At 75.1% G+C, this 19,695-nt stretch carries 19 protein-coding genes; 8 read left to right on the forward strand and 11 right to left on the reverse strand.

The window, feature by feature from the left end; all coding sequences use genetic code 11:
- Window position 1 precedes the first annotated feature (1 nt).
- Window positions 2-670 (reverse strand): FMN-dependent NADH-azoreductase, encoded by a 669-nt coding sequence (locus EV189_RS03720; protein ID WP_130491566.1) that lies wholly within the window; start codon window positions 668-670, stop codon window positions 2-4.
- 135 nt (window positions 671-805) lie between these two features.
- On the opposite strand from EV189_RS03720, the gene EV189_RS03725 reads away from it, so the two are divergent.
- A complete protein-coding gene (locus EV189_RS03725) occupies window positions 806-1,303 on the forward strand; it encodes a MarR family winged helix-turn-helix transcriptional regulator (RefSeq protein ID WP_130491567.1) in 498 nt (165 codons plus the stop codon).
- 428 nt (window positions 1,304-1,731) lie between these two features.
- Here the strand turns inward: EV189_RS03725 and EV189_RS03730 are convergent, their stop codons facing one another.
- Together EV189_RS03730 and EV189_RS03735 are read right to left on the reverse strand one after the other, a co-directional pair.
- A complete protein-coding gene (locus EV189_RS03730) occupies window positions 1,732-3,342 on the reverse strand; it encodes a GTPase (RefSeq protein ID WP_130491568.1) in 1,611 nt (536 codons plus the stop codon).
- On the reverse strand, window positions 3,336-5,036 hold the full coding sequence (locus tag EV189_RS03735; protein ID WP_130491569.1) for a P-loop NTPase family protein: 1,701 nt from the start codon (window positions 5,034-5,036) through the stop codon (window positions 3,336-3,338). The genes EV189_RS03730 and EV189_RS03735 overlap by 7 nt, the downstream gene beginning before the upstream one ends.
- A 134-nt stretch (window positions 5,037-5,170) precedes the next feature.
- Here EV189_RS03735 and EV189_RS03740 point away from each other — a divergent pair, with 134 nt between their 5' ends.
- The 3 genes from EV189_RS03740 (at window position 5,171) to EV189_RS03750 (ending at window position 8,041) form a co-directional block, all read left to right on the forward strand.
- Complete coding sequence (locus EV189_RS03740; protein WP_130491570.1) at window positions 5,171-6,640, forward strand: AlkA N-terminal domain-containing protein; 1,470 nt, start codon at window positions 5,171-5,173, stop codon at window positions 6,638-6,640.
- A gap of 14 nt (window positions 6,641-6,654) precedes the next feature.
- Entirely contained in the window at window positions 6,655-7,152 is a 498-nt protein-coding gene (locus EV189_RS03745; RefSeq protein ID WP_130491571.1) for a methylated-DNA--[protein]-cysteine S-methyltransferase, read from the forward strand.
- Window positions 7,153-7,222: 70 nt separating this feature from the next.
- Window positions 7,223-8,041, forward strand: a complete 819-nt coding sequence (locus EV189_RS03750) for an SDR family oxidoreductase (protein ID WP_130491572.1) — start codon at window positions 7,223-7,225, stop codon at window positions 8,039-8,041.
- A gap of 6 nt (window positions 8,042-8,047) precedes the next feature.
- Here the strand turns inward: EV189_RS03750 and EV189_RS03755 are convergent, their stop codons facing one another.
- Window positions 8,048-9,490 (reverse strand): MFS transporter, encoded by a 1,443-nt coding sequence (locus tag EV189_RS03755; RefSeq protein WP_130491573.1) that lies wholly within the window; start codon window positions 9,488-9,490, stop codon window positions 8,048-8,050.
- Between the two features lie 72 nt (window positions 9,491-9,562).
- Between EV189_RS03755 and EV189_RS03760 the strand changes: the two genes are divergently transcribed.
- Window positions 9,563-10,072 (forward strand): PadR family transcriptional regulator, encoded by a 510-nt coding sequence (locus EV189_RS03760; protein WP_130491574.1) that lies wholly within the window; start codon window positions 9,563-9,565, stop codon window positions 10,070-10,072.
- A 41-nt stretch (window positions 10,073-10,113) separates the two neighbouring features.
- Entirely contained in the window at window positions 10,114-11,139 is a 1,026-nt protein-coding gene (locus tag EV189_RS03765) for a hypothetical protein (RefSeq protein WP_130491575.1), read from the forward strand.
- On the opposite strand, the gene EV189_RS03770 is transcribed toward EV189_RS03765, so the two are convergent.
- Complete coding sequence (locus EV189_RS03770; protein ID WP_130491576.1) at window positions 11,111-11,371, reverse strand: helix-turn-helix transcriptional regulator; 261 nt, start codon at window positions 11,369-11,371, stop codon at window positions 11,111-11,113. The genes EV189_RS03765 and EV189_RS03770 overlap by 29 nt on opposite strands.
- A 57-nt stretch (window positions 11,372-11,428) precedes the next feature.
- Between EV189_RS03770 and map the strand changes: the two genes are divergently transcribed.
- On the forward strand, window positions 11,429-12,199 hold the full coding sequence (gene map, locus EV189_RS03775) for a type I methionyl aminopeptidase (RefSeq protein ID WP_130491577.1): 771 nt from the start codon (window positions 11,429-11,431) through the stop codon (window positions 12,197-12,199).
- On the opposite strand, the gene EV189_RS03780 is transcribed toward map, so the two are convergent.
- The 6 genes from EV189_RS03780 to EV189_RS03805 all read right to left on the reverse strand — a co-directional run bounded on the left by EV189_RS03780 (window position 12,196) and on the right by EV189_RS03805 (window position 19,232).
- Entirely contained in the window at window positions 12,196-13,827 is a 1,632-nt protein-coding gene (locus tag EV189_RS03780; protein ID WP_130491938.1) for a flavin monoamine oxidase family protein, read from the reverse strand. The genes map and EV189_RS03780 overlap by 4 nt on opposite strands.
- 56 nt (window positions 13,828-13,883) lie before the next feature.
- The gene (locus tag EV189_RS03785) at window positions 13,884-14,663 is read right to left on the reverse strand and encodes a carbon-nitrogen hydrolase family protein (RefSeq protein ID WP_196788514.1); all 780 of its coding nucleotides are present in this window, start codon (window positions 14,661-14,663) and stop codon (window positions 13,884-13,886) included.
- 421 nt (window positions 14,664-15,084) lie between these two features.
- Complete coding sequence (locus EV189_RS03790) at window positions 15,085-16,257, reverse strand: zinc-dependent alcohol dehydrogenase (RefSeq protein WP_130491578.1); 1,173 nt, start codon at window positions 16,255-16,257, stop codon at window positions 15,085-15,087.
- A complete protein-coding gene (locus EV189_RS03795) occupies window positions 16,254-16,607 on the reverse strand; it encodes a hypothetical protein (RefSeq protein WP_130491579.1) in 354 nt (117 codons plus the stop codon). The genes EV189_RS03790 and EV189_RS03795 overlap by 4 nt, the downstream gene beginning before the upstream one ends.
- Window positions 16,608-16,647: 40 nt before the next feature.
- A complete protein-coding gene (locus EV189_RS03800) occupies window positions 16,648-18,075 on the reverse strand; it encodes a TolB-like translocation protein (RefSeq protein WP_130491580.1) in 1,428 nt (475 codons plus the stop codon).
- Entirely contained in the window at window positions 18,072-19,232 is a 1,161-nt protein-coding gene (locus EV189_RS03805; protein ID WP_130491581.1) for a DUF6461 domain-containing protein, read from the reverse strand. Before EV189_RS03805 ends, EV189_RS03800 begins: the two co-directional genes overlap by 4 nt.
- A gap of 69 nt (window positions 19,233-19,301) precedes the next feature.
- Between EV189_RS03805 and EV189_RS03810 the strand changes: the two genes are divergently transcribed.
- Window positions 19,302-19,694 (forward strand): YchJ family protein, encoded by a 393-nt coding sequence (locus EV189_RS03810; RefSeq protein ID WP_130491582.1) that lies wholly within the window; start codon window positions 19,302-19,304, stop codon window positions 19,692-19,694.
- Window position 19,695 lies beyond the last annotated feature (1 nt).

A 19,695-nucleotide genomic window follows, 5' to 3' on the forward strand; every position in this document is an offset into this window, starting at 1 on the left:
CTCAGCCGGCGAGGCGCTCCGCCGTGCCGGCCTTCGCGGCGACCTCGGCGCCGTGCGCCTCGGCCAGCTCGTGCCCGCGGCGCGCGTTCTCCCGGGCCTGGTCGACGAACGCCGCCATCGCCGGGTTGACCTCGGCGAGCGTGAGCTCGACCTCGCTGACGTGCAGGTCGAGGCCGAGCACGTCGCCGAGCACACGGCGGTACCACGGCGTGGCGTGGTCCCAGCCGAACTTGGGGGTGCCCTCGCCGTACGCGCCGCCGCGGGCGACGACGAGCGCGGCCGGGCGGCCGGTGGTCACGGGGGTCGAGCCCGGGGCGAAGCGCGGGTCGGTGAGGAGCAGGTCGAGCCACGCCTTGACGTGCGCGTCGACGCCCCAGTTGTAGAGCGGGAGCGCGAACACGTACGCGTCCGCCGCGGCCACCTCGTCGGCGAGGGAGGTGGCGAGCCGAACGGCGGAGCGGGTCTCGTCGCTCCACTCCGGCTCCGGCGTCCAGCGCGCGCCGACCGCGGCGGCCCACGCGTCGGAGGGCAGCGGGTGGGCGCCGAGGTCGCGCCGGACGACGTGCTCGTCGCCCGAGGAGCGCAGGTACGCCTGCTCGGCGGTGTCGGCGACCGCGCGGGTCACGGACTGGGGGCCGCGGATGCTGGCGTCGAGGCGGAACAGGGTCATGGGAGCTCCTCCGGATCGGTCTGTCCTCCAGATGCTATGCCAAGCAGAACATCTGTCAACCGTTCCTTCTGCTCGTCAGCGCAGCTCCTCGTCAGAGCCCTCCCCGCGCGCCGCGGCCGGTGCTAGCGTCGAAGCGTGACCACCACCGAGCCCTCCGCCGCGGTACGCCGCGACCTGGGCTCGGCGCTGGGCGTGGTGCTGCGGCAGTGGCTGAAGGCGTCGTCCGAGGCGTCGGCCGGGGTTCCCGGCGCGCACCGGGGCTGGCAGGTGCTCGACGCAGCGGTCCGCGGCGAGGCGACGAGCCAGACCGCGCTGGGCCAGCGCTTCGGCATCGACCGGACCGTGCTGACGTACCTGCTCGACGACCTCGAGCGGGCCGGCCTCGTCACGCGCCAGCCCGACCCCGACGACCGGCGCAACCGCCGCATCGTCGCGACGCCGCTCGGCGTGGAGCGCCACCGTGGCGTGGGCGAGGCCCTGGCCGACGTCGATGCGAAGGTGCTGAGCCCGCTCGACGCCGAGGAGGCCGCGCGGCTGCGCCAGCTGCTCGACCGGCTGGCCGGCGACTCCACGGTCACGGCGTGCGAGGTCGCCCAGGACCTGGCGTGCACGGAGGAGCCCCCGCGCCGCTAAGGGTGCCCCACCCTCGTGATCATGCAGGTCCTGGGTCCCCACTTCGCCGTGATCAGCACTTCCTGTGGGCCCACTCCCCGTGATCATGCACTTCCTGTGGGTCCACTCCCCGTGATCATGCACTTCTTGGCCGCAGCCTGCCGGTCCCCGACCGTGCGTCGAGGCACCGGTACGAGCGACAGCCCGTCTGGACGGGCGCCGCGCTTCCACCTCCCCAGGGCCAGCGTCGGCTCTCGGCCGCGAAGTGCATGATCACCGGGGAGTGGGCGCTCCAAGATCTGCATGATCACGGGCAAAGTGGGGGCGCCGCAGGATCTGCATGATCACGAGCACGTTGGGGCTCCAGGATCTGCATGATCGCGAGCACGTGGGCGCCCCAAGATGTGCATGATCACGGGGGAGTGGGGCGGGGGCGGCGCTAGCGCGGGTCAGCCCGCGCGGCGCAGTGCCTCGCGCACCACGGCGTACCGCTGGAGCTCGTCCTTCACCGGCGCGACGACCAGCACCTCGCCCACCTCGGCCACGGCGTCGCGCAGCCGCCCGCCCGCGCGACGAGCAGCCCGCCGGCCGGCGCGGCGGCCCAGCGCGGAGCCGAGCGAGGCGATGAGGAGGCCGGCGAGCACGCCGAGGACGAGCAGCGTCGTGGGCAGCGGGATCCGGCCGACGTCGTACGTCGGGGGCTCGGGCAGGCGCACCCAGTCGACGACGAACAGCGCGGCGAGCCAGAGCAGGCCGACGACGGCGGCGGCGGTGACGACCCACTGCAGCGCGGCCAGGGGCGGCACCCACCACGGGCGGCGGGCCGCGCTCACCGGCGTCCCGCTGACCGCCCGGTCGAGCGCGTCGTCGAGGTCGCCGCTGCGGGAGCGGGCGGCGGCGCGTACGGCCTGGGCCCACCGGTCGGGCAGCGGCGCGGACGCCGCGTCGGCGAGCCCGCGGACCGCGGCGTCCACCCCCGCGCGCGCCACGGGCGAGGCCGGCGGCAGCGAGCTGCGCGACCCCTCGACGGCGGCGTCGACGCGCAGCCGGGACAGCGGGTCGCGGCGCAGCCTGCCGGCCCAGCGCGTGACGGGCCAGCCCGTGGCGGCGTGCACCTGGCGCCGGACGCTCTGCTCGACCGCCGCCTCGACCGCGGGGACGCCGCCGGCGACGGCGAGCGCCTCGCGCAGCCGGGCCCGCTCGGCCCGGCCGACGGTGCCGCCGGCCGGCGGCGAACCGGTCCCCAGGTCGCGGTCCAGCTCCTCGACCGCCCGGTCGACGTCGGCGGTGAGCCGCTCGACCGCGGCGGTACGCCGGGCGACCGCCCCCGCGAGCGCCTCCTGCAGCTCCGCCACCCCCTCGCCGGTCCGCGCCGAGACGCTCACCAGCGCGACGTCGGCGAGCCCGTCCGCGCGGAGCAGCCGGCGCAGGTCCGCGGCACACACCTCGGCGTCCTCGGGGGTGAGCAGGTCGACCTGGTTGAGCGCGACGAGCGTCACCGCCCGGTGGGCGCGCAGCCGCTGGAGGTAGCGCTCGTGGAGGGCGGCGTCGGCGTACTTCTGCGGGTCGACGACCCACACGAGCAGGTCCACGAGCTCGACGAGCCGATCGACCTCGAGCCGGTGGTCGAGCGCGGTGGAGTCGTGGTCGGGCAGGTCGAGCAGGACGAGCCCGGCGAGCTCCTCCGAGCCGTCGACGACGTGGCGCTCGGGTACGCCCAGCCAGTCGAGCAGCGGCCCGGCCCCCGCCGGGCCCCAGAGCGCGGCCACGGAGTGGCTCGTGGTCGGGCGGCGCACGCCGGGGGGCGAGACCTCGGTGCCGGCAAGAGCGTTGACCAGCGTCGACTTGCCGCTGCCGGTGCCGCCCGCGACCGCGACGACGGTGTGCTCGCCAGAGAGCCGCAGCCGCGCACCGGCGCGGTCGAGCACGGCGCGCGCCGAGTCGAGCAGCTCGGGGTCGAAGCCGCCGCCGCCCAGCCGGACCACGGTGTCGAGCGCCTCGACGCGGCTGGCGAGGTCCGGCCCCCCACGACGGCGGCGGGAGAGCAGCCGGGTCACCACCGGCGCACGTCCTCGCTCGCCGCGCGCAGCTCCGCCGACGGCGTGCCCGAGGGCAGCGCGTCGAGCAGCTCGGTGAACCGCCGCTCCTCCTGCTCGAGCAGCGCGCCCACCCGCCGGGAGAGGTCGGCGCGGGCGGTGGCGGCCAGGCGGCGTACGGCCTCGTCACCGAGCAGCGCCTCCAGCACCTTCTGCCCGAGCGCCGAGGCACCCCCGGCGACGAGCAGCTCGCCGCCGGTCAGCCCGCCGGTGCTGGCGAACACAGCGACCATGACGACGAGGGCGGCGCCGTTGACGCCGTACGACAGCGCCCGTGCCGACGCCCGCCGGCCGGCGCCCTCGGAGCGCACCAGGTCGAGGACCGCGCCCTGCCAGTCGCGCACGAGGCGACCGCTCGCGCCGGCCAGACCAGGCGTCGAGCGGGCGAGGGTCCCGGTGCGCTCCCCGAGCAGGTCACGGCCGCCGGGCCGCTGCAGCCAGCGCGCGACGGTCCGCTCCGCTGCAGCGTCAGCCGCTTCCCGGACGAGGGTCTCGACGCCCGACTCGAGCGCGACGCCGAGCCGCTCGTCGGGTGCGGGCCGCCCGCGCACGGTGCTGACGACCCGGTCGCGCAGCCGCCCCATCCGCGACTCGAGGTGACGCAGCAGCTCGCCCGTCCCGACGACCTCCTGCCAGCGGGCGAGCACCTCGCCGCGCAGCACGGAGCCGTCCTCGAGGGCGGTGTCGACGCGGTCGGCGGCCTCCGCGTACGCCGCCCGGGCCTCCGTGCGCAGGCCCGCGAGCGCGCGCTCGGACTCGTCGGAGGCGTCGGCGAGCGCCCCCACCCGCACCGGGTACGTCGCCAGCACTCCCGCGAGCGTGCGCTGCACGAGCTCGGCGCGGGCGGCGGCGTCGCGGGCCAGGCCGTGGAGCCAGTCGGCGAGCGGGGCGACGACCTCGACCGGCAGCAGCCCCTCGACGAGCGGGACCTCGTCGACGGTGAACACCGGCGCGCCGGCGAGCCCGTGCTCGGCGAGCATCTGCTGCAGGTGCGGGCGGATCTCGCTCGCAGCCCCAGCAGGTACGCGGTCGAGCACGACCGCCAGCGCCGCGCTGCGCTCGCTGGCCTCCTGGAGGAGCGCCCACGGCACGGCGTCGGCGTACCTCGCGGCGGTCGTCACGAACACCCAGAGGTCGGCCGCGGCGAGCAGCTGACCGGCGAGCTCGCGGTTCTCGCGGACGACGCTGTCGATGTCGGGGGCGTCGAGCAGCGCGAGGCCCTCGGGTACGCGGTCGCTCGCGACCAGCGTCAGCGACCGCGGGTCACCGGCGGGGGCGGCGCCGGGTGCGGCGCTCTGCCGGGCGAGCCCGGGCAGGATGCGCTCGCCGGTGAAGGCGTCGCGGTCGACGGGGGCGTGGGCGAGGACCGCGGAGCGGGTCGTCGGGCGGAGCACGCCGGGCGCGGTGACCGTCGCGCGCAGCAGGGAGTTCACGAGCGTGGACTTGCCGGCGCCGGTGGAGCCTCCGACGACGCAGAGCAGCGGGGCGTCGAGGTCGCGCAGCCGCGGGAGGACGTAGTCGTCGAGCTGGTCGAGGAGCTCCTGGCGCAGGCGCCGGGCGGACGCACCGGCAGCGTCACCCAGGGGGAGCGCGGTGCCCGCGACCGCGGCTCGCAAGTGCTCGACCGCGGGGAGGACCGCGGGGGCCCCCTCGCCCATGCTCCCCGCACCTCCTCCGCGCGCCGACCGCGCCATCCTCGCACGGGGCGGTGCGCCGGTCGGCCCGTACGCCGCGCGTCGTGATGTCGGATTCCCGCCAGCGCAGGGGGCGACCGCGGGGAGAGGATGGGCGCGTGGACGAGGACGACGAGCGCCGCTACCGGGCGGTGCAGGCGAAGGACCCGCGCTTCGACGGCTGGTTCTTCACGGCCGTCACCTCGACGGGGATCTACTGCCGGCCCTCCTGCCCGGCGCTGACGCCCCGGCGCGACAACGTGCGCTTCCTGCCGAGCGCGGCCGCGGCCCAGGCGGCGGGCTTCCGCGCCTGCAAGCGGTGCCGCCCGGACGCCTCGCCGGGCTCACCCGAGTGGGACGTGCGCGCCGACCTCGTGGCCCGGGCGATGCGGCTGCTGCGCGACGGGGTCGTGGACCGCGACGGCGTCCCCGGGCTGGCGGCCCGGCTCGGCTACAGCACCCGGCAGGTCGAGCGGGCGCTGCAGGAGGAGCTCGGCGCCGGGCCGCTCGCGCTCGCGCGGGCCCAGCGGGCGCAGACCGCGCGGCTGCTGCTCGAGACGACCGCGCTGCCCATCACCGACGTGGCGCTGGCGGCGGGGTTCGGCAGCGTGCGGCAGTTCAACGACACGGTCCGCGAGGTGTTCGCGATGCCGCCCGGCGAGCTGCGCCGGCGGGCGCGGACGGCGCCAGCGGCCGCGGGCGCGCTGGCGCTCCGGCTGCCCTACCGCGCGCCGCTCCACCCCGACAACCTCTTCGGCCACCTCGTCGCGACGGCCGTGCCGGGCGTCGAGGAGTGGCGGGACGGGGCCTACCGGCGGACGCTGCGGCTCCCGCACGGCAGCGGCGTCGTCGCGCTGGCTCCCGCCGACGGCCACGTCGCCTGCGAGCTCGTCCTCTCCGACCTGCGCGACCTGCAGACGGCCATCAGCCGCTGCCGCCACCTGCTCGACCTCGACGCCGACCCGGTGGCCGTCGACGGCGCGCTGGCGGGGGACCCGGTGCTCGCGCCGCTCGTCGCGGCCGCGCCGGGACGGAGGGTGCCGCGCACGGTGGACCCCGACGAGCTCGCCGTGCGGGCCGTGCTCGGGCAGCAGGTGTCGACGGCGGCGGCCCGGACGCACGCCGCCCGGCTGGTCCGCGCGCACGGTACGCCGGTCGCCGACCCGGTCGGGGGCCTGAGCGCGCTGTTCCCGTCGGCGGCCGAGCTCGCGGCCCTCGACCCGGAGTCGCTGGCCCTGCCGCGCGCCCGGCGGCGGGCCCTCGTGGGCCTCGTCGCGGCGCTCGCCGACGGGGAGGTCCGCCTGGACCCGGGCAGCGACTGGGGCTCCGCCAGGGCGGGGCTGCTCGCCCTGCCGGGCATCGGCCCGTGGACGACCGAGGTCGTCGCCATGCGCGGCCTCGGTGACCCCGACGCCTTCCTCGCCGGCGACCTCGGCGTCCGCCTCGCGGCCGAGGGGCTGGGACTTCCCTCGTCGCCGAGTGGGCTGACGGCGCGGGCGGCCGCCTGGCGCCCTTGGCGGGCGTACGCCGTCCAGCACCTGTGGGGCACCAGCGAGCACCCCGTCAACGTCCTTCCGACCAGCGCGTGACGCAGGAGGAACCCATGCAGCGCACCACGTACGTCGAGAGTCCCGTCGGCCGGCTGAGGCTCGTCGGCGATGACGGCGCCCTCGTCAGCCTCCACATGGAGGACCAGCGCCACGCCGCCCCGCACGAGCTCGTCGACGACGACGGACCCGCTGGCTTCGAAGCGGTCGTCGAGCAGCTCGCCGCGTACTTCGCCGGGGAGCTGCGGGCCTTCGACGTCGTGCTCGCCCCGCGAGGAACGCCCTTCCAGCAGCGGGTCTGGGCGGTGCTCCGCGAGATCCCCTTCGGGCAGACCATGTCCTACGGCGAGATCGCGCTCGCCCTCGGCCAGCCGACCGCCTCCCGGGCGGTCGGGCTGGCGAACGGACGCAACCCCGTCGGCATCATCGTGCCGTGCCACCGGGTGATCGGGGCCGGGGGCAAGCTGGTCGGCTACGCGGGAGGCCTGACGCGCAAGCAGTTCCTGCTCGAGCACGAGCGCCGGCACAGCGAGGAGCTGCTGCCGTTCGGCTAGGCATGTCCGCCGCTGCCCGCGGGTAGTCCTTCCTGCGGCAAGCAGATCGGCTGTGACGAGGAGTGCGCTCGTGAAGACGTGGTTCATCACCGGGACGTCGCGCGGCTTCGGCCGCGAGTGGGCAGAGGCCGCGCTGCAGCGCGGCGACAGGGTCGCGGCGACCGCGCGCGACGCGAGCTCGCTCAAGGACCTCGAGGAGCAGTACGGCGACGCCGTCCTCGCCCGCGCGCTGGACGTGACCGACCCGACGGCCGTCCGCACCGTGGTCGACGAGGCGGCGCGGCACTTCGGCCGCCTCGACGTCGTGGTCAACAACGCGGGCTACGGCCAGTTCGGCATGCTCGAGGAGCTCAGCGAGGACGAGCTGCGGGCGCAGATCGAGACCAACGTCTTCGGTGCCCTCTGGGTGACGCAGGCGGCCCTGCCGCACCTGCGGGAGCAGCGAGGGGGCCACATCCTGCAGGTCTCCAGCATCGGCGGCATCTCCGCGTTCCCCGGGCTCGGCGCGTACCACGCGTCGAAGTGGGCCCTGGAGGGCTTCAGCCAGGCGCTGGCGCAGGAGGTCGCCGACTTCGGCATCAAGGTCACCCTCATCGAGCCGGGCGGCTTCAGCACCGACTGGGGCGGCGCCTCCGCGAAGCACGCCCAGCAGCTGGCGGCCTACGACGAGGTGCGCGCCAAGGTGGCCGAGCAGCGCAAGCAGCGCGTGGCCGAGCCGGGCGACCCGAAGGCCTCCGCTGCCGCCGTCCTCGCCCTCGTCGACAGCGAAGAGCCTCCCCTGCGCGTCTTCTTCGGCAAGGCCCCGCTCGGCATCGCGACCGCGGACTACGAGCGGCGGCTCGCCGGCTGGCGCGAGTGGCAGTGGCTCGCGGAGCAGGCGCAGGGGTAGCCGCTCTCACGCGGCGAGGGCGGGAGCGCGGAACGCGATGCGTGAGTCTCCCTTGCGCAGCAGGGAGAGCGCGAGCACGGCGAGCAGGGAGCCCGCGCCTCCGACGTACGCCAGCGCGTGCCCGGTCGCGACCGCAGCGCGAGCGGGGTCGCCGTCCAGCACCCCGGCGTACGCGACGCCCGCCGCCGCGAGCGCGACGCTCCCGCCCACCTGGCGCAGCAGGATGACCATGCCCATCGCGCCTGCGGTCTGCTGCGGGGCCACGGAGGTCTGCATCGCGACCTGCAGCCCGGAGAGCGAGGGGCCGACCCCGACGCCGATGCAGGCCATGAGCAGCAGGCCGACGGCGTCGGGCGTCGAGCGCGCGAAGCCCAGGTAGCCCAGGAGTGCTGCGCCGGCGAGCAGTTGTCCGGCGAGGACGGGCGCGCGGAAGTCCGGCCGCCTGCGCAGCACCGCGCCCGTGCCGTTGACCGAGACGATGAGTCCGAGCAGCAGGGGGTAGACGAGCAGGCCGGACGAGGTCGCGCTCGCGTGCCTGGCCAGCTGGTAGTAGCGCGGCAGCAGCAGCATCGCGGCGAACAGCCCCGAGACGCCGGTCGTCGCGGCGGCCACGATGACAGCGCGCCGGCGCTCCCGGAGCAGGGCCAGCGGCAGGACCGGTGCGGCGGCGCGCCGCTCGACGGCGACGAGGACCGCGGCCACGAAGACACCTGCGATGAGCGCGCCGCCGGTGCGCAGCTCGAGCCAGCCCGGCAGTGCGCCGGACGGCGACGGCTGCGCGCGCTCGCTGAGCCCGACGAGCACGAGCCCCAGCGCGAGGGTGAGCGTGGCGATGCCGGCGAGGTCGACGGGGACGCTGCGGCCCTCGTGCCGGCCCACGCCCGCCGGCAGGTACGCGACGACCGCCGCCACGGCGAGGACCCCGACGGGGAGGTTGACGAGGAACACCGCGCGCCAGCCGACGGTGTCGGTGAGCAGCCCGCCGAGCAGCGGGCCGCCGATCCAGCTGACGCCCATGAGGCCGGCGAGGACCCCTTGCAGCGCCGCGCTCCTGCGCCCGGCGTACAGGTCGGCGACGAGGATGAACGACAGCCCCTCGAGCGCGCCCGCGCCACAGCCCTGGAGCCCGCGCCACAGGACCAGCTGGTCCATGCTCGTCGCCGTCGCGCTGAGCAGCGAGCCCAGCAGGAACAGCGCCATGCCGGTCAGCAGCATCGCCTTGCGGCCGTAGCGGTCGGAGAGCCGCGCGTAGACCGGCAGCGTCACGGTCGCGGGGACGAGGTACGCCGTCACCACCCACACGTAGCGCGACTCGCCGCCCAGCGACCGGACCATGTGCGGCAGCGCGGTGCCGACGACGGTCTGGTCGAGCATCGCGAGCAGCAGGCCCGAGACGACGGCGGCGAGGAGGAGGCGCTGCTGCCGCGCGGGAAGCACGTCGGGAGTCATGGGCCCAGCGTGCTGGTGTCTGCACTGACATGTCAAGACTTATATGTCAGCGCAGACAGGTAGGCTCGCAGCATGTCCCTCCGGCACGCGATCCTCGGCCTGCTCGAGGTGCAGCCCGCCACGGGCTACGCGCTCGCGTCGCGCTTCGAGCAGTCGCTCGGCAGCGCCTGGCACGCGACCCACAGCCAGATCTACCCCGAGCTCGCCCGCCTGCTGGACGACGGCCTCGTGCGCGTCGCCGGCGAGGGGGCGCGGCGGAGCAAGACCTACGCCATCACCGACGAGGGCCGCGCCGCGCTGCGCGACTGGCTGCTCGAGAGCGAGCCGAACCGCGCGACCCGCTCCGAGACGATCCTGCGCTGGTTCCTCCTCCAGACGCTCCCGCGCGACCAGCGCGTGGCCGCCCTCGAGCGCGAGCGCGCCTCGGTCGGGGAGCAGGTCACCGAGCTGCAGGCGCTGCTCGAGGTCCTCGCCGACGGCGACCCGCACCCGTTCGCCCCCAATGCCGAGCTCGGCCTGCGCATCAACACCGTCATGGCCGCCTGGCTGGACGAGCAGATCACGGCGGCACGCGGGCGGTGACCCGTATGTCGGAGCAGGGGGGAGCAGTGGAGGGGGAGCGAGTGACGCGCGTCGGCTGGTCGTGGCGCCTGCTCGCCCTCCTCACCGCGCTCGCCACCGTCGTCGTCGCGTGGCACTGGCACGACGTGGTGCACCCGGACTGGCGGATCGCGCACCACGCGCGCAACCTGCTCTTCTCGCACCGCGCCCTGCACGTCTACGCCGACGACGTCGACGCGCAGATGGGGCCGCTGGCGCTGGTGTTCTCGTGGCTCCCGCGCGCGGCGTACCTCGTGCTGGTGGCGCTCTCCGCCGGGCTGGTCGTGCTGCTGGGCGCGCGCTGCTCGGGGCGGCGGTCCCCGGGGGTGGTGGGCGTGCTCGGTGCCGCCGCGCTGGTCTACCCGTGGGCGCAGCTCGCCTGGAAGGGGCACGCGGACGACGCGCTGGTCGCCCTCGGAGCCCTCGGTGTCGTCGCCGCGCTGCGCGCCGGCCGGCGGTGGTGGGCGCTGGGGGCGTTCGCCGTCGCCGCGGCCGCCAAGCCCACCGCGCTGGCGGTGCTGCCCGTGCTCCTCGCCGACCGGGTGCTGCTCGTCGCGGGCGCCGCCGTGCTCGCCGCGGTCTACGCGCCGTTCGCGACCGTCGACCTGCCGGCGTTCCTCAAGGCCGGGCGCGGAGTCATGCACACGGCGCCCGGCAGCCTGCCGGACATCATCGGTGCGAAGCGGTTCCACCGGCCGCCGCGCTGGATCCGCCCCACCGAGGCCGTGCTCGGGCTCGCCGGGTCGACATCTGGCGCGCTGCGCGGTCGCCCCGTCGAGGGGCTGCTGCTCGCCTTCACCGCCCGGGCGCTCGTCGAGACCAACCCGGCCCCGGCGTACTCGATCCCGCTGGTGGCGTGGAGCCTCGCGCTGGGCGAGCGGCGGCTGCGCCTGCTCGTGCTGGCGGCGGCGAGCTTCTGGCTCGCGGACCTCGACCTCGACGGCGGCTCGGGCTGGCCGCGGCTGATCTGCCTGCTGCTGCTGGGGTACGTCGCGCTGCGGGCGACGCTCGACCCTCCGGCTACGAGGCGACCCGCTCGGAGCGGGTGACCTCGCTCCACACCTCGTCGAGCGAGAGCCCGAGCACGACCGCGACGGCGGCGACGGTGGTGAAGGCCGGCGTGGCGACGCGCCCCGACTCGATCTTGCGCAGGGTCTCCGGCGAGATCCCCGCAGCCAGTGCGGTGTCGAGCATGGGACGCGTCCCGCGCGCGCGGCGCAGCAGGGCCCCGAGGCGCTGCCCGCGCTCGACGTCGGCTGTGCTCAGCGGCAACCGGACCATGCCCCTGATGGTAGACCGGGATAGTATGGCCGGGATAGTCGTACCGAAGGAGCTGTCGTGATCGAGATCCTGAGCCCGCCGGAGATCGCCCGCGCGCGCGAGACGGGCGCCCTCGTCGCCGGCATCCTGCAGACGCTCAAGGGCCGCAGCACCGTCGGTACCAACCTGCTCGAGATCGACGAGTGGACCCGGCAGATGATCGTCGACGCGGGTGCGCTGTCCTGCTACGTCGACTACGCGCCGTCGTTCGGGCGGGGGCCGTTCGCGCACTGGATCTGCACCTCGGTCAACGACGCCGTGCTCCACGGCCGCCCGCACGACTACGCGCTGCGCGACGGCGACCTGCTCTCGCTCGACCTCGCGGTGTCCCTGGGCGGCATCGTCGCTGACTCCGCCATCAGCTTCGTCGTCGGGGAGTCCCGGCCGGCCGAGAGCCTGGCCCTCATCTCCGCGACCGAGCGCGCGCTCGCGGCCGCGATCTCGGTCGTGCGGGCGGGGGCGCGGCTCGGCGACATCTCCGCGGCCATCGGCACGGTGCTCCAGGGGGCGGGCTACCGCATCAACACCGACTTCGGCGGCCACGGCGTCGGCTCGACGATGCACCAGGACCCCCACGTCCCCAACGCCGGCAAGGCCGGGCGCGGCTACAAGCTGCGGCCCGGCTTGCTGCTCGCCATCGAGCCCTGGGTCATGGCCGACACCGACGAGCTCGTCACCGACGACGACGGGTGGACGCTGAAGAGCGCCACCGGCTGCCTGACGGCCCACAGCGAGCACACCGTGGCCATCGGGTACGACGGCGTGGAAGTGCTGACGCTGCCGCGCTAGTCCTCGCCGAACGAGAACGGCTTGAGCTCGTCGAAGCGGTCGCCCGGCCCGGGGTTGCCCGGCGCGCTCGAGCCGCCGAGGTGGTGGACCACGCCCCACACGGCGTTGAGCGCCGTCTGCACCGCGCCCTCGGCCCAGCCCGCGGTCCACGAGATGTCGTCGCCCGCGAGGAACAGCCCGCGGTACGCCTCCGGCAGCCGGTCCTGGACGAAGTGCGTGAACAACCGCTCCTGGTAGCGGTAGTGGCCGGGCAGGTTCGCCTTGAAGGCGCCCATGAAGTCCGGCTCGGTCTCCCAGGAGATCGCCTCGGGGGTCGCGATGATGTGCCGGCGGACGTCGACGTCCGGGTAGACCGCCTGCAGCGAGGTGAGGATGACGTCGAGGCGCTCCTGAGTCGAGAGCGGCAGCCACTTCAGCGAATCGTCGGACCATGTGTAGGACAGGCACATCACGGCCGGACGATCGGGGCCGTCGTCCAGTAGGTAGGTGCCGCGAGGCATCCGGTCGGTGAGCGTCATGCTCATCCGGTCGCGTCCGCGGTCGTCCTGGTCGAGCCAGAAGGGCCTGTCCACCAGCGCGAACAGCTTGGACGAGCCCATGTAGTGCGTACGCTCGATCGCCGTCCACGTGTCCGTGGGGAACAGCGACTCGTCGACGGTGATCCGGCTGAGCAGCATCCAGCTCTGCGCGGTGAAGACCGCTGCTGGGTAGCTGCGGATGGTCCCGTCGGTGTCGGTGACCGTCAGGTTGCCGGGCGCGGTGCGGTGCAGCGCGCGTACGGCCGGGCGGGGGACGCCGCCGGGGTGGAGGTCGCGCAGGCTCGTGCCCGGCTCCCAGTGCGACAGGTCGTGCGGTGCACGCCGCCACAGCCGCTGCGGCAGCAGTTGGCTGCCGCCGACGATCGAGCGGTGGTCCTCGTCGGCGTTCGTGAACACCACGCGGAGGATCTCGAGGATCGAGTTGGGGTAGTCGGTGTCCCAACCGCCGGTGCCGAAGCCGACCTGCCCGAAGACCTCGCGCCGCCGGAACGACGCGAACATCGGGGACTCGCAGAGGAAGCCGTAGAACGTCTGGTTGTCGTAGCGCTGGACCAGGCCGTCCCAGATCGCTTTGATGGTCGGGACATCGCGGTCGCGGATCGCGTCCTGCATCTCGTCGAGGCGGGCGAGGGAGACGAGCGTGTCGCGCCACGCGTCGGCGACCTCGCGGTAGAGGTCGGGCAGGTCGTCCAGGGTGCGCGCGTAGTGGCTGACGCCCTTGAGGTCGATGACGGTGCTGGGCGTCGCCGGGGAGAGCGGGTTGGGGAACGGCTTGGTGCGCAGGCCGACCTTGTCGACGTAGTGGAAGAACGACCGTGACGACGGGGGGAAGCGCATCGCGCCCATCTCCGCGACCGTGCCCGGGTGGCCGTCGAAGGCGACCGAGCGCAGCCGGCCACCGATCTCGCCGGCCTCGTAGACGACGGGCTTCAAGCCGAGGCGCAGCAGCTCGTACGCCGTCACCATGCCCGACAGGCCGCCGCCGATCACCGCGACCTCGGTGCCGTGCACGTCCGCCGGGACGCTGCCGAGCCCGGCGGGAGAGGCGAGGTAGTCGTCGTACGGGAAGGGGAAGTCGGGCCCGAACATGGTGATCGGCGGGCGGTCGGGTCCCTGCTCGGTGACGCCGACGGGGATCGCTGCGGTCACGGGTAGAGGTCCGTACGACGGTCGGCGAGGTAGGGGTTCTGCCGCCGGGACTCCGCGACGAGGGTGGCGTCGATCTCGGCCAGCAGCAGGGTCTCCTCGCCTCCCGCGACGTCCAGCACGTCGCCGTCGGGAGCGACGATGATGCTGGACCCGACGTAGGTGAGCGTGCTCTCGCTGCCGATCCGGTTGGTGTACGCGATGTAGACCTGGCTCTCCCACGCCCTCGTGGGCACGAGCGCCTGGGCGATCGAGCGGTACGGCTCCATCAGTCCCGTCGGCACGATGAGCAGCTCGGTCCCGGCGAGCGCGTGGGCGCGGACGACCTCGGGGAACTCGACGTCGTAGCAGGTGAGCACGCCGATCTGCAGGCCCTGGAGGGAGAACTGCTCCAGCAGCCGGTCCCCGGGGATGAAGAGACCGCGGTCGAGGTCGCCGAACAGGTGCGTCTTGCGGTACCTCGACAGGGGCTCCCCGTCGGGCCCGATCACCTGCGTGGCGTTGTAGACGCCCTCGGCTGCGCGCTCAGGATAGCCGTAGGAGATGGCGATGCCGAGGCGGCGCGCGACCGTGGCGACCCGCTGGGCGATCGGCCCGTCGGGCGGCTCGGCCTCACGGGCGACGCGCTCGCCGATGTCGTAGCCCGTCGCGCTCATCTCGGGGGTGACGAGCAGGTGCGCACCCTCCGCAGCAGCCTGCTCCGCCGCCCGCTCGATGGCATCGAGGCCCGCCGCGAGGTCGGGTGCCTCGCGAGGACCCTGGTACGCCGCCAGCCGCACGCCGCGCCTCCTCCGTACCGTCGGGGCCTGCCGGCCGAACCTAGCACCGCGCGCCCGGCCGTGAAGTTGATCAGGCTGCCCGATCATCGTCGCGGCCGACCGCACGAGGTGGTCGCCGAAGGGGTGGAATCCCGTCGGTGCGGCGACCACCTCGTGCGGCTACCTGATCAACTGCCTCGCCGCGTCCGCGCACGCGTCCGCGTCCCGCACCTGCCTCGCCGGGGCCCGGACCCCAGGAACTGCATGATCACCGCGTAGTGGGGGCTGCCGCGGCTGGGCCCTCATGAACTGCATGATCACCGCGTAGTGGGGGCTGCCGCGGCTGGGCCCTCATGAACTGCATGATCACCGCGTAGTGGGGGTGGCGAAGTCGATGCGGTCCGGGGCGCCCACAACCTGCATGATCACCGCGCAGCGGGGGTCAGGGGACGAACACCGGCCGCACGCACCCGTCCTTCTTCTCCTTGAACAGCTCGTACCCCTTCGGCGCGTCCGCGAGCGGCATCACGTGCGTACCGAAGAGCTCGGTCCGCAGTTCGCCGCGCGCCATCCGCTCGAGCAGCATCGGGATGTAGCGCGGCCCGTGCATCTGCGCCCCGCGCACGGTCAGGCCCTTGTTCATCATCGCGCCGAGCGGGAACTTGTCGACGACGCCGCCGAACACGCCGAGCAGGAACACGCTGCCTCCCTTGCGGCACGAGTAGATCGCCTCGCGCGCCGCGGTGGTGCGGTCGGTCTGCAGGCGGAGCTGCTGCTTCACCTGGTCGTACGCGTTCTGCACCCCCTCGCTGTGCGCCTCCATGCCGACCGCCTCGATGCAGACGTCGGGGCCGCGGCCGCCCGACATCTCGCGCAGCGCGTCGTCGACGTCGACCTGCGAGTAGTCCAGCGTCTCGACGCCCTCGGAGAACTGGCCGGCCAGCGCGAGCCGCTCCGGGAAGCGGTCGATGATGATGACGCGCGAGGCACCCAGCAGCTCGGACGCGCGCGCGGCCACCTGGCCGACCGCACCCGCGCCCCACACGGCCACGACGTCGCCCTCCTTCACCCCGCCGCGGTCGGCGCCCATCCACCCGGTCGGCCCCGCGTCGGAGGCGAAGACCGCGCGGTCGTCAGCGACGGAGTCCGGCACCACGAACGCGGTCCCGTCGGCGTACGGCACCCGGATGTACTCCGCGTGCGCCCCCGCGTTGCCGCCCATCGCGTGCGAGTAGCCGAAGCACCCGCCGGCCGCGTGGCCCCAGAGCGCCTCGGTGATCGCGGGGTTCGTGTTGGCGTTGTCGCAGAGGGAGTAGAGCTCCTGCTTGCAGTACCAGCACTTCCCGCAGGCCATGAACGAGCTGACCGCCACGCGGTCGCCGACGTGGAGCTTCTGCACACCCGAGCCGGTCTCGACGACGTCGCCGATGAACTCGTGGCCGATGACATCGCCCTTCTCCATCGCCGGGATGTAGCCCCCGAGCAGGTGGAGGTCCGACCCGCAGGCCACGGAGCGGCGTACGCGCAGGATGACGTCGTGGGTGTTCTGGAGGTGCGGGTCCGGGACCTTCTTGACCGCGAGCTCGTTGATCCCCTGCCAGGTCAGCGCCTTCACTTGTGCCCCAGCCTCTCCGCACGCCCGGTGATCGCCCGCAGGGGCGCGTTGAGGAGCGTCTTCTCGCTCGTGCCGGGCGAGTCCGCCTGGAGCAGCTCCCCCACCTCGATCAGCTGCTTGGTCTCGCGCAGCAGCTGGCGGAGGTCGGCGTCGGACGGGCCGCCGGGCCGCGGGTGCGCGGCGAGCTCGCTCCCGCGGTCGCCGGGCGCGGGACGCAGCTTCCAGTCGACGTCGTCGCGGCCCGCCAGGGGAGGCGGCACGACGACCTCGCCCGGGGGTACGGCGACCGTCACCACCTGCCAGCGGTCGTCGGTGGGGGTGCGGTCGCGGTGCAGCAGCTTGCCGAGCATGCCGCCCCCATGCCCCGGGGTGGAGATCGACACGCACGCGTCAGGAGGGGATGCGGACCGCCGCGCTCGTCCCCGCGTCGTGGGACCGGTCGACACCGCCGGTGACGAGCCACGCGCTCGCTCCGGGGCGCACGGGCAGCGAGGCGGAGAAGCGGCCGTGCCGGACCGGCAGGACCGCGACGTCCGCGTAGCCGCCCCGGAACGCGCGGCGGTAGAGCGTCACCGTCCCCGTACGCGCTGGTGCCACCGTCCCGCGGAAGACCATGCGGTCGCCGCGCCGGACGGCCGTCAGCGTCAGCACGGCCCGCGCCCGCGTGGTCGTGATGGCCAACGGAGCGCCGTCCGCGTTGACGACCCGGATGCGCGTGTGGCGCGAGCCGGGGACCAGCGCGTGCACCACCCCTCCGAGGACGGGCGCCGTCGCGACCGTCCGCCACTCCCCGCCGACCTGGTGCTGGAGGCCCACGGTCGTGGAGCCGGGTCCTTCGAGGCGGACGGACAGGTCCACCGCCAGCGTGCCGAGGGGCGGGGACGGTGCCCAGGGGACGCCGTACGCGGGCCGCACGTCGACGGGCAGCGGCGCCCGGGCGACCGGCGGGAGCGCTGCGGGCAGCGCCACCAGGGGGGCGACGCCGTCGGGCAGCTCCGCGGCGACGGGGATGACCGCGCTCCCGTCGGCGGGGAGCAGCTCGACCGTGGCGTGCGGGAGGTCGCCGACGGCGAGCCAGACACCCGCTGCCGTGTCCCCGAAGGCCCTGACCGAGGACGCGCTCGGCGCCAGGTCGTTCCCGGCCTCGTCGCGCACCGCGGTCCGCCGGCAGCCCTCGTCCTCGCAGGTGGTGAGCACGAGCGTGGCGGGAGCCCGGAAGTCGACGCGCTGCACGGCGCGGGTCGTGGGCACGTCACGCGAGAGACCGGTGGCGGGATCGGCGATCCCGACGCCACCCCCCGCAGCCCAGGCGACCCGCGTGCCGTCCGGGGAGACGGCGACGCTCGACGCGCCCGCGGAGCCGAAGACGGCCGGAGTCGTGGTCCCCGTCGCCAGGTCGACGTCGACCAGGAGATGGGGCTTCTCCTCGAGGTCGACCTCCGGCGAGAGCCACGCCCGTGAGCCGTCCGGCGTGAGCGCCAGGGCCGACGCCGCGGGCAGGTCGAGGCGCCGGGTCGCCCCGGTGGCCGTGGAGACCACGACGTCGATGCCGTCGTCCGCGAGCAGCAGCGTGCTCCCGTCGTGGCTCGCCGTCGCGCGCAGGGAGGACGACACGGTGTCCGCGACGCGGACGGGTGACCCGCCGGGGAGCGACGTCGACACGAGGCTGGCGCCGTCACCCCCGCCCTCGGGGTGCTGCGTGCCCACGACGGTGAGCTGCGGAGCGTCCGCCGCCCGCGCCGCGGGCAGCGACGCGGGGAGGGTCGCGGCGAGCGCGGCCAGCGCCGTCAGCGACACTCCGGCGGTACGGCGCCTCACGACCCGCTCCCGCTGGTGAACGCCTCGATGCGGCTGACCAGGTCCACGCCCGTAGCGGTCCCGAGCTGGCGCGCGGCGTCGACCGTGCTGAACGCCGCGGTCGCGGGGTCGCGCCCCGACGCGCTCCACAGCGCACTGATGGCGGCGCCGTGCAGTCGGGCGGCGCGGCTCTCCGGAGGCTCCGGGTAGAACGTCCAGCTCGCCGCCTGCGCCGCGCCCCAGAGGATGCGCGTCTCGAGCACGAGGGCGGGCGGGAACGGCGGCGGCACGGCCGCCCCCACGTCCGGCAGGTACGCGCGGACGGCGGGCTGCCGGGACAGCCCCCCGGCCTGCACCGCCTGCCGCGCGGCGTACGCGGCGGTGGCCCGCTGCTGCTCGGGTGACGCGGCCCGGAGCGTGGCGGCCAGCCGCTCGGCCCGCTCCTGGTCGCCGTACCAGGCGAAGCGCAGGACGGTGTCCGGCGCCGGAGGAGGAGGCGTGGACCAGAGCGGCAACAGCAGGTTGCGCGGCACGAGAGCGTCGACTCCAGCAGCGGTGAGCCGGACACCGGAGGTCCGCTCGGCGAGGGCCAGGGCGCCCGACCTCCCACCGATCGTGCCGTCGCGCTGGAAGCGGAACCCGCTGGTGAACGGCCGCAGGGCGCGCGCGTCCGCGGCAGTCGGGACGTCGAGGTCGGAGTCGAGCCGGACGGCGACCCGACCGTCCACCGCGTAGTCGAACTCCTGGTCGGCGTTGACGTTCCAGAAGACCGCGACCGCCGCTCGGCCGGCGGAGACCCGGGCCAGCAGACCGGGGTCCACGCAGTCGTAGGCGTTGACCTCCGCCAGCAGCACGGAGCCCGAGGGCGCCTGGCCGAGCGCGGCGAAGCGCGAGCCCTCCGGCGGGTGCGCGACCGGCGAGCCCTCCGGGAACCCGCCGTCGGCGCGCAGCGCGTGGCCCGGCGTGCTGCGCAGGACGTAGAGGAAGCACCCCGCCTCGTCGTACTGCCCGAGGTCGAGCCGGGCGTAGTCGGCGGGCTGGGCCGCCCGGCTCGTGGGCGCGTCCAGCCTGGCCACGATAGGGCCGCGCGCGGCGTGCGCCGGGCGGCTCCAGCACGCGGCGGCGGGGGCGAGCAGGGCCAGCGCGACCCCGAGGGCCGCCGTCCTCGGGCGCGACATGCGCGTCACCCTAGGGGCGGCCCGGGTCGCGCGGCCGGGGTTTCCCCGCACCTGCGCCATCCTGGGGACATGGCCGACGACACGCGCGCCGTGCCCTGTCCCTGCGGGACCGGTCTCGAGCTGGACGCGTGCTGCGGCCGGTACCTCGCCGGCGAGCCCGCCCCCACAGCCGAGGCCCTCATGCGCTCGCGCTTCACGGCGTACGCGCGCGCCGACGTCGCGCACCTGCTGCGCACCTGGCACCCCACCACCCGGCCGGCGCGCCTGGTGCTCGACCCGGACCTCGCCTGGGAGCGGCTGGTGGTGCTCGACGTCGTGCCCGGCGGCCTGTTCGACGACACCGGCGAGGTGGAGTTCGTGGCGACGTACCGGCAGGGCGGGCGGCGGGGCCGGCTGGCCGAGCGCAGCCGCTTCACCAGGGTGGAGGGCGCCTGGGCCTACGTCGACGGCGACGTACGCTGAC

This window comes from Motilibacter rhizosphaerae (assembly GCF_004216915.1).
Taxonomy (GTDB): Bacteria; Actinomycetota; Actinomycetes; order Motilibacterales; family Motilibacteraceae; genus Motilibacter; species Motilibacter rhizosphaerae.